The 12,121-nt window shown below is 34.7% G+C and carries 14 protein-coding genes; 8 read left to right on the forward strand and 6 right to left on the reverse strand.

The annotated features are described in order from the left end of the window. Positions 1–5: 5 nt before the first annotated feature. On the reverse strand, positions 6–695 hold the full coding sequence (locus SJY30_RS08330; RefSeq protein WP_396635091.1) for an ABC transporter ATP-binding protein: 690 nt from the start codon (positions 693–695) through the stop codon (positions 6–8). A 62-nt stretch (positions 696–757) separates the two neighbouring features. On the opposite strand from SJY30_RS08330, the gene SJY30_RS08335 reads away from it, so the two are divergent. After that, entirely contained in the window at positions 758–1,525 is a 768-nt protein-coding gene (locus SJY30_RS08335; RefSeq protein ID WP_396635092.1) for an arylesterase, read from the forward strand. A gap of 712 nt (positions 1,526–2,237) precedes the next feature. Here SJY30_RS08335 and SJY30_RS08340 read toward each other — a convergent pair. After that, positions 2,238–2,474 (reverse strand): hypothetical protein, encoded by a 237-nt coding sequence (locus SJY30_RS08340; RefSeq protein ID WP_396635093.1) that lies wholly within the window; start codon positions 2,472–2,474, stop codon positions 2,238–2,240. A gap of 228 nt (positions 2,475–2,702) precedes the next feature. Here SJY30_RS08340 and SJY30_RS08345 point away from each other — a divergent pair, with 228 nt between their 5' ends. Then, positions 2,703–2,948 (forward strand): hypothetical protein, encoded by a 246-nt coding sequence (locus tag SJY30_RS08345; protein ID WP_396635094.1) that lies wholly within the window; start codon positions 2,703–2,705, stop codon positions 2,946–2,948. Between the two features lie 165 nt (positions 2,949–3,113). On the opposite strand, the gene SJY30_RS08350 is transcribed toward SJY30_RS08345, so the two are convergent. Beyond that, on the reverse strand, positions 3,114–3,809 hold the full coding sequence (locus tag SJY30_RS08350; RefSeq protein WP_396635095.1) for a peptidoglycan DD-metalloendopeptidase family protein: 696 nt from the start codon (positions 3,807–3,809) through the stop codon (positions 3,114–3,116). 101 nt (positions 3,810–3,910) lie between these two features. Here SJY30_RS08350 and msrA point away from each other — a divergent pair, with 101 nt between their 5' ends. Beyond that, on the forward strand, positions 3,911–4,618 hold the full coding sequence (msrA, locus tag SJY30_RS08355; protein ID WP_396635096.1) for a peptide-methionine (S)-S-oxide reductase MsrA: 708 nt from the start codon (positions 3,911–3,913) through the stop codon (positions 4,616–4,618). 215 nt (positions 4,619–4,833) lie between these two features. Next, the gene (locus tag SJY30_RS08360) at positions 4,834–5,568 is read left to right on the forward strand and encodes a sugar-binding protein (RefSeq protein ID WP_396635097.1); all 735 of its coding nucleotides are present in this window, start codon (positions 4,834–4,836) and stop codon (positions 5,566–5,568) included. Here SJY30_RS08360 and SJY30_RS08365 read toward each other — a convergent pair whose 3' ends face one another. From SJY30_RS08365 to SJY30_RS08375, 3 genes are read right to left on the reverse strand one after another with little or no spacing between them, the layout of a single operon-like run. After that, positions 5,569–7,020, reverse strand: a complete 1,452-nt coding sequence (locus SJY30_RS08365; protein WP_396635098.1) for a hypothetical protein — start codon at positions 7,018–7,020, stop codon at positions 5,569–5,571. Next, entirely contained in the window at positions 6,992–7,576 is a 585-nt protein-coding gene (locus tag SJY30_RS08370) for a hypothetical protein (protein ID WP_396635099.1), read from the reverse strand. The genes SJY30_RS08365 and SJY30_RS08370 overlap by 29 nt, the downstream gene beginning before the upstream one ends. After that, positions 7,560–8,105 (reverse strand): RNA polymerase sigma factor, encoded by a 546-nt coding sequence (locus SJY30_RS08375; RefSeq protein WP_396635100.1) that lies wholly within the window; start codon positions 8,103–8,105, stop codon positions 7,560–7,562. The genes SJY30_RS08370 and SJY30_RS08375 overlap by 17 nt, the downstream gene beginning before the upstream one ends. A gap of 104 nt (positions 8,106–8,209) precedes the next feature. Between SJY30_RS08375 and SJY30_RS08380 the strand changes: the two genes are divergently transcribed. The 4 genes from SJY30_RS08380 (at position 8,210) to SJY30_RS08395 (ending at position 12,116) form a co-directional block, all read left to right on the forward strand. After that, on the forward strand, positions 8,210–9,124 hold the full coding sequence (locus SJY30_RS08380) for an aldose epimerase family protein (protein WP_396635101.1): 915 nt from the start codon (positions 8,210–8,212) through the stop codon (positions 9,122–9,124). Positions 9,125–9,208: 84 nt separating this feature from the next. Then, a complete protein-coding gene (gene meaB, locus SJY30_RS08385) occupies positions 9,209–10,195 on the forward strand; it encodes a methylmalonyl Co-A mutase-associated GTPase MeaB (RefSeq protein ID WP_396635102.1) in 987 nt (328 codons plus the stop codon). A gap of 87 nt (positions 10,196–10,282) precedes the next feature. Further along, the gene (locus SJY30_RS08390; RefSeq protein WP_396635103.1) at positions 10,283–11,242 is read left to right on the forward strand and encodes a glycosyltransferase family 2 protein; all 960 of its coding nucleotides are present in this window, start codon (positions 10,283–10,285) and stop codon (positions 11,240–11,242) included. Beyond that, on the forward strand, positions 11,226–12,116 hold the full coding sequence (locus SJY30_RS08395; protein ID WP_396635104.1) for a lysylphosphatidylglycerol synthase transmembrane domain-containing protein: 891 nt from the start codon (positions 11,226–11,228) through the stop codon (positions 12,114–12,116). The genes SJY30_RS08390 and SJY30_RS08395 overlap by 17 nt, the downstream gene beginning before the upstream one ends. Positions 12,117–12,121 lie beyond the last annotated feature (5 nt).

Below are 12,121 nucleotides of genomic sequence, written 5' to 3' on the forward strand. Positions count from 1 at the left end.
TGTACTCAAGATTTTGCCGTGGTTTCGTTGATTACTATTTTACCACCTTTAAGTCGCAATACATGTTTATTTAGATTAGCCAACTCTAAATCATGGGTAACAATAACCAAGGTAGTGCCCATTTCTTTATTCAAATCAAATAAAAGCTTAATGACCTTTTCCCCGGTTTCTTCATCTAAGTTACCTGTAGGTTCATCAGCAAAAAGTATAGAAGGTTTGTTTGAAAATGCCCTTGCCAAAGCAACTCGTTGCTGTTCACCGCCAGATAATTGAGATGGATAATGATCATGACGATCACCCAAACCAACCTTGTTTAAAAGTTCCATTGCATCTTTAGAAGCATTGGCAGCCCCTTGTAATTCTAAAGGAACACTAACATTTTCTAAAGCCGTTAAAGTGGGTAGCAATTGAAAGTCTTGAAAAATGAATCCTACCTTTTCATTTCTTAAGAGTGCACGTTGATCCTCATTTAGAGCACTTAAATCTTCCCCACATAATTCTATGGTTCCTTCGTTTATTTCATCTAATCCGGCGCATAGTCCTAGAAGAGTGGTTTTTCCACTACCAGACGGACCAACTATTGCAAAAGTGTCACCTTCTTCTATTGAAAAAGAAATATCATCAATAACTGTCAAATTCTTAGATCCGCTGGTATACGTTTTCTTTAGATTACGTACGTTTAATATCTTTGTCATAAATCATTTTGGTACAAGACAACAAAATAAACAAATGATTTGGAATCTAATAAGTTAAGACTATGTTGAAAGTATTAAAGTTTCGTTATTTTTTATTGGTGTTGTTGTTCGTTGGTTGTGGAGAAACACCAGAAAAAAAGCAAACTAACACCCAAACCGAAGAAGTTAGTAGCCCGGAAAAAGAAGCAATTTCTGCCGATGACAAAGTGATTTTGTTCTACGGAAACAGTCTTACCGCTGCGTATGGCTTAGATACCAAGGAAGGGTTCCCAAATAGAATACAATTAAAACTAGATTCTTTGGGTCTAGATTATAAAGTAATTAACTCCGGATTAAGCGGAGAAACCACCTCTGGAGGATTAAACCGTTTGGATTGGGTACTAAATCAGCCAGTAGATATTTTTGTATTGGAGTTAGGCGCTAATGACGGATTGCGAGGTATACCGATTACAGAATCGATGAATAATTTACAATCGATGATCGATATGGTCAAAGAAAAAAATCCTGAAACGCAAATTATATTGGCAGGTATGCAAATACCACCAAATATGGGTGCAGATTATGCTTCGCAATTTAAGATGATGTACCCTGCATTAGCTAAATCTAATGATATAGCGTTGATTCCCTTTTTATTGGAAGGTGTAGCCGGTATTTCTGAATTGAACTTAGAAGATGGAATTCACCCAACTGCAGAAGGACAGAAAATAGTTACTGAAAATGTATGGGAGGTTTTAAAAACTATCGTTTTACCTCAAGGGGGAATGGAGGTAACCGAAAAACTTGTAGAAGAATTAACCAGGCGAAAGAAACAGTTCTTACCCTTACCTTAAAAAGTAAGGCACGTTTAATCCTTGCATTTTTGACTTTGTAAAACCTTGCAGCTGTTTGGAAACCATGAGTGTTTATGTTAGACTTAATTGTTACATCTGCCATGGGCATAACAATGGTCTGTACTTTCGTGTCTGGTGACTTCGATTGTGCTTGGGACTTGGTTCCCAAACAGATAACAAGGAATAAAAAAATAATTGTACGCATAATAAAGTAGGTAAATTTGGTTTATAGATAACCAGCTACTCGTAAGTAAACGTATTTCGAATTCGACAAGAGGTACAGTTTTTACGATGAAAAGTTTGCTTTTCGATGTATTACCAATTTTTGTAGTCCGTTTTCCTACAAAATTTTCTTCCATTAGACACCGAATTTGTGCAGTTCACCGACTTAATAAGCTTTTTCCTACAAAAAAAATTTGTATCCTATAATAGGACTACAAGAGGTGAGTTCAAAAATGACAATTGACTTTAGTTGTTAGTTGTTAGTTGTTAGTTGTTAGTTGTTAGTTGTTAGTTGTTAGTTGTTAGTTGTTAGTTGTTAGTTGTTAGTTGTTAGTTGTTAGTTGTTAGTTGTTAGTTGTTAGTTGTTAGAAACAATAAAAATTTAGCTTCGCTAAATTTTTATTGTACTTATCATTTAAACCCAATGACCTATTTTGCCACCTATAACTTTCAACCTTTTACTTTGTACTTAATACTTAATACTAAAATTTTAAGCCATTTTAGGTTTGTTCGCTTTCGTTAAGAAATTCAAATCTCTTTTAATTCTTGAGTTTTTGAATTTGTACAATCTAGCTACTTCAGTATTTGTATTTGCTTTTACTTCAAATGCTGTATCAGTAACAATGCTCATTTCAATAGTTTCAACCTTTACTTCTTCAGTAGAGTTCTGTGCTTGAGCGGTGAAGCTTAAAAAGATGATGAAGATTGTTGCGATTATTGTTTTCATGACTTGCGTTTGTTACAATAATAGAACGCGGCAGGCCTTGTTTTACTAGGTGATGAATCGCTGAAAAACCCCTAATTCTCGTTAGTTGACACAAGTTCGGTTTAAGTGTAAAATCGCATCGATAAATGACACAAGCCCCAAAATCACCTTATCGATATTAGGTGTCGTTAACCGAGAATTTGACTTTTAAAAAATAGAAAAGAGAGTAAAGAATAGAGAATATAGAGGTTGGTTGCTGGTTGTTGGTTGTTGGTTGTTGGTTGTTGGTTGTTGGTTGCTGGTTGTTGGTTGTTGGTTGTTGGTTGTTGGTTGTTGGTTGTTGGTTGTTGGTTGTTGGTTGTTGGTTGTTGGTTGTTGGTTGTTGGTTGTTGGTTGTTGGTTGTTGGTTGTTGGTTGTTGGTTGTTGGTTGTTGGTTGTTGGTTGTTGGTTGTTGGTTGTTGGTTGTTGGTTGTTGGTTGTTGGTTGTTGGTTGAAGATAAATTTAGCTTCGCTAAATTTTCTTCAATAACAATACCGAAAAAAGTCTATTCTCTATTTTCTATTTTCTATTCTCTATATTTCAGACTTCAGACTTCGTACTTCGTACTTTGTACTTTGTACTCTGTACTCTGTACTCTGTACTCTGTACTTAAAACTAATTACTCCCTACTTAAATCTAACTTCAATAACACATTAGGATCAGGGCAATTCTCTTTATAAAAAGATAATCTTGCTTCTGCACATACACCCGGGTAGTCACCTTCGATACTTTCTAAATCTTTTATAATTTGAAAATGCAAATGTGGGGCATAGTTCACATTAATATCTGGAGTACCTAAAGTTGCAAGTACTTCTCCAGCTTTAAAGTCTTTTCCTATATATAGTCCTAATAAGGAATCCACGGCTAAGTGACCGTATAAAGAATAGAAAGTAATATCATTTAAAACATGTTCTAGAATAATAGTTGGTCCATAATCACCAACAGTAGCATTATTTTTAAAACTATGAACTTTTCCATCTATAGGCACCAATACCTTTGTACCCGTAGCACACCAGAAGTCCATACCCAAATGAATATTTCTTATAGGTTTACTACTAGAAGTAAAACCTTCTTTATCACTATATAGGTTTCTATGTTCTAAATATCCGCCGTAGGCAATAACACCTTTTTTGTTTGTAAGCACATTGTCTATATAATTTTGACAAATAGTATAATCGGTAATATCTAAATCCGACAAATCTTTGTTCTGTTTAGAAAGATCAAGAGTCACGTAGGCGTCTGCAGGAATAGCAGCATCTAAAATACAGATAGTTTCTGTCGAGTAAGATTCAAGAGCGTGAAGTAATGTGTTCATATATCAAAAATATAATTTCCTTTAATGGCGTTAACATTTTTTAACCGTTTTCCTCGTAAGGTCTTTGTAAATTACCTACAAATTGCTAAAAGAAAATTGTTATGAAATTATTACAAATCACTTTATTGGCCTGCGCGACCTTTATTGCCACCAGTTGCCAGTCTAAAGTCAAGAAAAATACCATTTCTGAAAACTCGGAAGTTATGGAAACCGAACATGAAGAAATAGAAGAAGAGGTAAAATTGAGTCCGCAACAATTAAGCAAATATGAAACGGCCTATTTTGCCAGTGGCTGTTTTTGGTGCGTTGAGGCTATTTTTGAAAGTGTGAAAGGAGTAAAAGAAGTAATCTCTGGCTATGCCGGTGGTGAACAAAAGAACCCCACATATGAAGAAGTTGGTTATGGAAAAACAGATCATGCAGAAGCTGTAGAAGTTTACTATGATCCCAATGAAATATCTTTTACTCAATTGGTGCAAGTATTTTTTGGTTCTCATGATCCTACACAATTAAATAGACAAGGTCCAGATCGTGGTAGGCAATACCGCTCTATTGCTTTTTATAAGAACGATGAGCAAAAACAGATTATTGAAAGTTATATGAAGGCACTTACAGATAATAAAGTGTACGATAACGATCCAATTACCACAGAAGTTGTACCTTATACTGTATTTTATAAAGCCGAGTCATATCATCAGGATTATGAAAAGAACAATCCTAACAACTCATATATAAGAAATGTATCTATACCGAGATTAAATCGATTTAAAGCAAACTTTGGAGATTATCTGAAGAAGAGTGCCCATTAAAAGATCTCCCAAGAAATTTCTATAGACAAGCGCCCCAAAAGGGGCGCTTTTTTTATGCACCGGTCAATTTTATAAATCACACATTCTATTGGTCAATACAGTAATTACATGCTTGTTTTAATTTTATCATATCTTGTTCCCTGAAACGAAGTACTATTAATCTTACAATATTTAAGAAAATAGTGTGTTTACATCATAGATACCAACTATTTATTATGAAATGGACTATTTATCTTTTACTTCTTTTAAGCCTAGCGTCTTGTAAAGAGGGGAATAGTAAGAAAAATTCTCAAGTAACGCCGGTCTCTTATATTAATGATTCTCCTACCCTAGATGGTAGAGCTATAGAAAACTATTGGAATTTATTGGATTGGAAACCCATAGATCAAAATTGGATTGGCGGTCCTTTTGACCATGACGATTACAACGGTAGATACAAGATTGCATGGAACGAAAACGGACTCTATATTTTATTGGAAATCGTTGATGATACCATTTTAGACAAAACGAAAGATCCATTAACACTTTGGTGGAACGATGACTGTGTTATTGTTTACGTAGATGAAGATAACTCTGGAGGTCAGCATAGATTTAATCATAATGCATTTACTTACTATGTAGCTTTAGATGGGAATGTTGTAGATTTAGGAGTTGATGAAAAACCTACTTTGTACAATAATCATATTACTTCTAAACACCTAACGGAGGGTAATACTTCCTATTGGGAAATGTTTGTAAAGGTCTACCCTGGTATCTATAATGATGAGCCTAACATAAAGCCGGTTGTGCTTAAAGAAAATAAGAAAATTGGTTTTGCCCTAGCTTATGCAGATAACGATAGTAGCGAAGAACGTGAGAATCTTATAGGATCCGTATTTGTAGCAGGAGAAAATAAAAATATGGGGTGGATAGATGCAAATGTTTTTGGGACTCTACAATTGGTAAAATAACTACTGCAGTACTACTTCGCTATAATCTGATGTTATTATAATAGATTTATTACTATTACTTTTTAATTGATGCCCCTTATAGATTGTAGTGTTTCCATTTTTAGTTTCTATCATCTGTAAACCTTCTGGCATCTTTAATGTTGAAGCATTACCTTTTACATAAATATTGGTAGCTACTTTTGGTACGGTAACATTCAACTCGCCATTTTTCACACTAACATCCAACTCTTTAAAATCGTTACCCAATTCAAGAACGTGTACAGCACCAAAATCATTTTTTATAAATGCTTTGTTGAACAATTTTTCTATAGTAACATCAGATGATGTTGCCTGCAATTGTAATTGAACTACTTCTGACAATGAAATTTCTTCCGAGTACGAAGTACTTAACTGCCCATAGTTCCATTTTTGAACACTAACTGGTGTATATGCTGCAGAAACAGTCGTTTCTTCTCCATCAATTGTAACTGCCCAAAGGCTTGAATGCGAAAGGTTCGCATTCAAGTTTTTGGTATTTTCAGCTAATTTAACCTCACCATGGCGTACGTCCATCTTAATTCTAGTGGATTTAGGTAAGCTAATTTTAATGGTTTTCTTAATCTTAAAATTCTTTTGTTCGCCTTCGTTAGCGTAATAAAATATATTCGGTACATCCGCTCCGTTTACTCTAGAAGTACTAATAAAAGACCGAAGCTCATCTTTTTTTTTCTCTGCATGAGCACGTTTCTCTTCCAACTCTTCTAATCGATGTTGTAAATCTTCATGACGTTTTTCAAGTAATTCGGATTTCTTCTCTACTAATTCAGCTCGCTGTTCATTAAGCCTCTCAATTGTTTTTTCTCCCTTATTTGCATATTCCTCCATACGCTCCGCCCATTCCTCTAATCGCTTTTGATGTTTTTTATCAAAACTCTTTTCAAATTTCTTTTGCCATTTTTTCATGTAGTCATCACCATCTTTTTGATATGCTTCATAATCAAATGTAAAGGCATCCGTTAATGGCAGCGGTGGCATTTCTGGAAAGGGAGCTATCTCTGGAACAGTTACCACAAATGATGCAATCTCCGGAACCTCTATGCGCATACCGCCATGATCAAAAACGTGATCTGAATCAAAACTGGCAAAAAAGTCGTTATTCTTTGACTTGGAAGAAATCTTAATTTCCTTACTATTGCCTAATATTTCAATAGGGCTATTTTTAAAGTAATTTTCAGCTTCCTCTTTAGTTGCACCTTCTAGGGTGATAGTGGCCAAAATGGCCACCTCATCCTTATCCCAAGTTTCAAATTCAATATCGGCATAGCTGGTATTGATATTTACCACAGCATCTTCTGCCACAATAAATCGTTCTTGAAATGTTTTGCTTTCTTCTTGCGCCAAAAACGACGTAGAAGTTAATAGACCTAATGCAATGATGAGTTGCTTAGATACTGTTGTCCATGATCTGTTCATTTTTTGATAATTTTAATTCGTTTAACTTTCTTTTTAATTTCTGTAATAATTGTAATCGCAATTGTAAATTCTCTATCAGTGCCGTAATGGTTTGATCATTAGGACCTAATTCTTTTAACTCTGTATTCAACATCTTGTATTCTATATTCAAATTATTAAGCTGCTCCATAAAACTGTCTACCAACTCTTTGGTGTCTGGTGATACTTCTAGCTTTGCCAATTCCATATTAATATGGGCAACGTAATAATTCTCTACCTTTTTTAAATCTGGTGAAAGATCACCGAAAGTAAATTCAGATTTCTGTTCCTCAATAGTGTCGGCATCAACCACAGTTTGTGTATTACCATCATTATTATTAAAGTATAGGAACCCCATTCCTAAACACATAATTACTGCTACAGAAGCTGCGATCTTCAACCAACCTCCCACGGGATTATGCTCTACTGGCATGGCTTCTTCCAGTTTTTTTAAAAAGCGTTCTTCATGACCATTTTTAATGGTATGCTTTTGCTTTTCCCTATCTTTTTTGAACATTTCCCTAAGATCCTGTTCCATAATTTTTTCCTTTTAATAGTTCTTTTAAATGTACTTTTCCTCTAGACAATCTGGTTCTACAGGCAGATGCAGAAATATCTAAAACCTCAGCAATTTCTTGGTGATCATACCCTTCTACTAAAAACATGAGTACCACGTATTTATATTTATCCTGTAATTCATTAATGGCAGATCTTACTTGTTCTATTGTAATTGTTGCCGGTACATTCCAATTATCATTTTCTGCAACAACCTGCATATAACTATCATCTAACGAAACCTCTTTATCTTTTTTAGATTTCAGAAAATCGATACTCTTATTCACCACTATTCTTTTTAACCAAGCACCAAAAGTGACATCGCCTTTAAATTGATGAAGTTTTTCAAATGCCTTTATGAAAGATTCTTGTAAAATGTCTTCGGCATCATCTGCATTTTTCACAAATCGCATTGCAACAATGTACATTCCGTCGCAATACTTCCTATACAACTGCAACTGGGCAGCCCGGTCGTTTGCTTTACATTTCTCTACGACATTGCTTTGAAACATCGGTTAAATTGATTGGTTTTAGTTTGTTGTTATAATAAGGACGACATAAAAATTAGAATGTTGCAAAAATTTTTATTTTTACACTACACTATTAAATTTTGCCTTTGAAACAAGTTACAATTTCCAATGCCTATTTAACCCTTATGGTGCTTGATTATGGCGCTACCATTCAAAAATTACTTGTAAAAGGTGAAGATGGTGAATATACCAATGTCGTTGTTGGGTACAACCACCCAAGTAGATATAGATTAGATGACAATGCTTTAGGTGCAAGTATAGGACGTTACGCAGGGAGAATATCTGAAGGCGGATTTGTTTTAGATCGAGAAAGATATCATTTGTACCAAGAAGACGGGGTGCATTTACATGGTGGCAAAGAAGGATTTCATCAAAAATATTGGACTATTGATGAGGTAGATAATAGTGACAAACCTTTTATAAAACTAAGCTATACCAGTAAGCATTTAGAAGAAGGGTACCCAGGTAATTTAACCGTGAGCGTTACTTATAAATTAATGAACAACGCTTTGCAGGTAATTTATGAGGGAATGACAGATAGAAGTACGGTCATTAACCTTACTAACCATGCCTATTTTAAATTAGATGACAATCCGTATATAGATGAGTATGATTTGCAATTAAATTGTCCGTACCGATTAGAAACTAAAGAAAACTTGTTACCAACAGGAGATATCATGCCGGTTCGTAAAACAGAATTCGATTTTCTTTTGCCTAAAAAAATAGGATTACAAAGGTTCGATACCATTTACATTAAGGATATTGGCAATGAAAAAGTTGCGGAGTTATACTCAAAAACATCTGGGATTAACATGAAAGTATATACTAATCAACCAGCATTAGTAGTGTACACTCCGCCAGATTTTCCCAGTATTTGTTTTGAAGCACAGAATTACCCAGATGCTCCCAATCAACCAGATTTTCCCAAAAGTGTTTTAAGACCTGGGGATATCTATAATAACATATCTATCTTTAAATTCGATATTGATTCTAAAAGCTAATTATAGTATGAAATACTGCTAAAATTATTGTTCCTATCCACAAATAGTATCTTTATATCACTTAAATTGATTTAAGTAATTGACATGAATTTAGCCAATCTTACCACATCAGAATTTCTTGAAGGCATCTTTGCAAATAATGTTGCCATAGTAAGTAAAGCTATTACCATTGTAGAAAGTACAAAACCAGAGCATCGTATTATTGCTAATGAGATCATATCAGGTTGTATTTCAAAGAAACAGGAATCAATTAGAATTGGCATTACAGGAGTCCCAGGGGCTGGTAAAAGCACATTTATAGAACAATTTGGCGGTATGCTTACCAAACTTGGTAAAAAGGTTGCCGTTCTTACCGTAGACCCTTCTAGCAGTAGAACTAAAGGAAGCATACTAGGCGATAAGACCCGTATGGAAGAATTGGTTAAAAACCCAAATGCATACATAAGACCATCAGCTTCTGGTTCTTCATTAGGTGGCGTAACCCGTAAAACAAGAGAGAGTATCGTCATATTAGAAGCGGCGGGTTTCAACTGCATTTTAATCGAAACTATTGGTGTGGGGCAAAGTGAAACTGCTGTTCACGATATGGTAGATTTCTTTCTATTATTAAAATTGGCGGGTGCGGGAGATGAATTACAAGGTATAAAAAGAGGTATCATTGAAATGGCAGATGCCATTGTTATCACAAAAGCGGACGGTGATAATATTCAACGTACAAAGCTTGCCAAAATGGAATTTGCACGGGCATTACATATGTTTCCGCCCAAAGAAAATGGTTGGACTCCAGAAGTTTTAACTTGTTCTGCCATAGAAAATAGAGGATTAAATAAGGTATGGGAATTGATTGATAAGTATTGCAAAAACATGCAATCATCCGAATTCTTTACTACCAACAGACAACAACAAAATGAAAATTGGTTGATTCAATACTTAGAACAGGAGCTATTGTCTGAATTCTACCATCATCCAAAAACTAAAGAAATGTTACCACAATTAAAAAAGGAAGTAATTAGCGGTAATACCTCTCCTTTTTTAGCTGCAGAAAAGCTGTTGAAGGCTTTAAAAGAGTAGTAAACGCTTTAAGATGATACTACTGTACATGTAGATTATCTTAAGGATAAAAAACATAACTTTGCAGCGATTGTAAAAAACAACTCAATGCAACCTGTTACCACTTCCCTTCTTTCGGTCGTTGTCCCTTTATATAACGAGGAAGATAATGTGACTCTTTTGACACAAAAAATCCACGAAAGCTTGGTAGGCTATGATTATCAAATCATTTATATAGATGATTTTTCTAAGGATAGGACTAAAAAGGTGGTTAAAGATTTAAAAGATGATAAGGTTCATTTAATTGAATTAAAGAAAAATTACGGTCAGAGTTTAGCCTTGGCTGCAGGCCTTGATTATGCTGAAGGAGAATATATTATTACCATGGATGGCGATTTGCAGAACGACCCGTCCGATATTCCACAAATGCTGACCTATGCCGTTAGCGGTGAGTATGATGTTGTAACCGGTATTCGTCAAAAGCGAAAAGATTCTCTTGTAAAAAAAATACCTTCTAAAATCGCTAATTTTTTGGTACGCCGCGTGACTAAATTAGATATTAAAGATAATGGGTGTGCATTAAAGGTTTTTACAAAAGATATTGCCAAAGATTTAAATCTATATGGAGAAATGCACCGATTTATAACCCTGCTAGCATTTCTAGAAGGCGGACAAATAAAGCAAGTTCCCGTAAAACACCATGCACGCCATGCTGGGGTTTCTAAATACGGATTGGAACGTGTCTTTAAAGTAGTTGCAGATATGATGCTATTACTCTTTATTCGCAAATACTTTCAACGCCCAATTCACCTATTCGGTATTTCCGGCTCTTTAATGATACTTGTAGGTATTTTTATCAACATTTATCTAATGATAGTGAAGTTTGGTTTAGGCGAAGATATTGGCACAAGACCTTTATTAACGGTTGGTATGATGTTTATTTTTGCAGGTATTCAATTATTCACAATTGGTATTGTAATGGAATTATTAATACGTACTTATTATGAATCTCAGAACAAAAGACCTTACCGCATTAAAAAAGTAAGTGTAGGTGGCGAAGTTAAATAAGAAAGTAACCACCGGATTAAAAGTACTGATCAGTGCCGTTTTAATTTATTTCATTTTTACAAAAATAAATGTAAGTGAGATAAAAGACATACTGATTACCAGTAATCCGTTTTACTTGATATTAGCAGCCATATTCTTCATACTATCTAAGTTCATTGGGGCTATTCGCCTTAATCTCTATTTTCACCAACTTACTATTATGCTTACGCATAAAAGCAATTTTAAGTTGTATTTACTAGGTATGTTCTACAACCTATTCTTGCCAGGTGGTATTGGTGGCGATGCCTACAAAGGTTATATTTTAAAGAAAACCTTTGATGTCAAAACCAAAAGAATGGTAAGTGTTCTGGTATTAGATCGTTTAGGTGGTTTGTTACTATTGTTCATTTACGCTTGTACCCTACTTGCTTTTATTGAATTAGAAATATTAAATGGATACCGTTGGTTGTTTATTACAGCCATACCCTTGTCAGTAATCGTCTTTTGGTTATTGAACAAGAAATTCTTTAATTATGTACTTCCCATTTTTTGGAAAACTACGGCACTATCCGCATTGGTACAATTAGCACAACTGGCAAGTATTTGGTTTATATTATTAGCGTTGAATATTGAAACTAATCAGGTTTCGTACCTCATCATATTTTTAATTTCATCGATTGTAGCAGTTGTTCCCTTAACTTTAGGAGGAATTGGAAGTCGCGAAGTAACCTTTTTTTATGGAGCCCAATTTTTGGGGTTAGACCAAAATGTATCGGTTGGGGTAAGTGTCCTTTTCTTTTTAATAACCGCTTTAGTTTCTCTATTGGGAGTAATTTACCACTTTAAGACTATTAAATTGGAACTAGCGCAAATAACTACTGACTCCACAGAATAGCGCTT

This window comes from Maribacter sp. R86514 (assembly GCF_044597005.1).
In the GTDB taxonomy this organism is placed as follows: domain Bacteria; phylum Bacteroidota; class Bacteroidia; order Flavobacteriales; family Flavobacteriaceae; genus Maribacter.

Excerpts from the sequence above, each read along its gene's own strand:
- SJY30_RS08330 (WP_396635091.1), bottom strand. The coding sequence starts at position 695 with ATGACAAAGATATTAAACGTACGTAATCTAAAGAAAACGTATACCAGC.
- SJY30_RS08335 (WP_396635092.1), top strand. The coding sequence starts at position 758 with ATGTTGAAAGTATTAAAGTTTCGTTATTTTTTATTGGTGTTGTTGTTC.
- SJY30_RS08340 (WP_396635093.1), bottom strand. The coding sequence starts at position 2,474 with ATGAAAACAATAATCGCAACAATCTTCATCATCTTTTTAAGCTTCACC.
- SJY30_RS08350 (WP_396635095.1), bottom strand. The coding sequence starts at position 3,809 with ATGAACACATTACTTCACGCTCTTGAATCTTACTCGACAGAAACTATC.
- msrA (WP_396635096.1), top strand. The coding sequence starts at position 3,911 with ATGAAATTATTACAAATCACTTTATTGGCCTGCGCGACCTTTATTGCC.
- SJY30_RS08360 (WP_396635097.1), top strand. The coding sequence starts at position 4,834 with ATGAAATGGACTATTTATCTTTTACTTCTTTTAAGCCTAGCGTCTTGT.
- SJY30_RS08365 (WP_396635098.1), bottom strand. The coding sequence starts at position 7,020 with ATGAACAGATCATGGACAACAGTATCTAAGCAACTCATCATTGCATTA.
- SJY30_RS08370 (WP_396635099.1), bottom strand. The coding sequence starts at position 7,576 with ATGGAACAGGATCTTAGGGAAATGTTCAAAAAAGATAGGGAAAAGCAA.
- SJY30_RS08375 (WP_396635100.1), bottom strand. The coding sequence starts at position 8,105 with ATGTTTCAAAGCAATGTCGTAGAGAAATGTAAAGCAAACGACCGGGCT.
- meaB (WP_396635102.1), top strand. The coding sequence starts at position 9,209 with ATGAATTTAGCCAATCTTACCACATCAGAATTTCTTGAAGGCATCTTT.
- SJY30_RS08390 (WP_396635103.1), top strand. The coding sequence starts at position 10,283 with ATGCAACCTGTTACCACTTCCCTTCTTTCGGTCGTTGTCCCTTTATAT.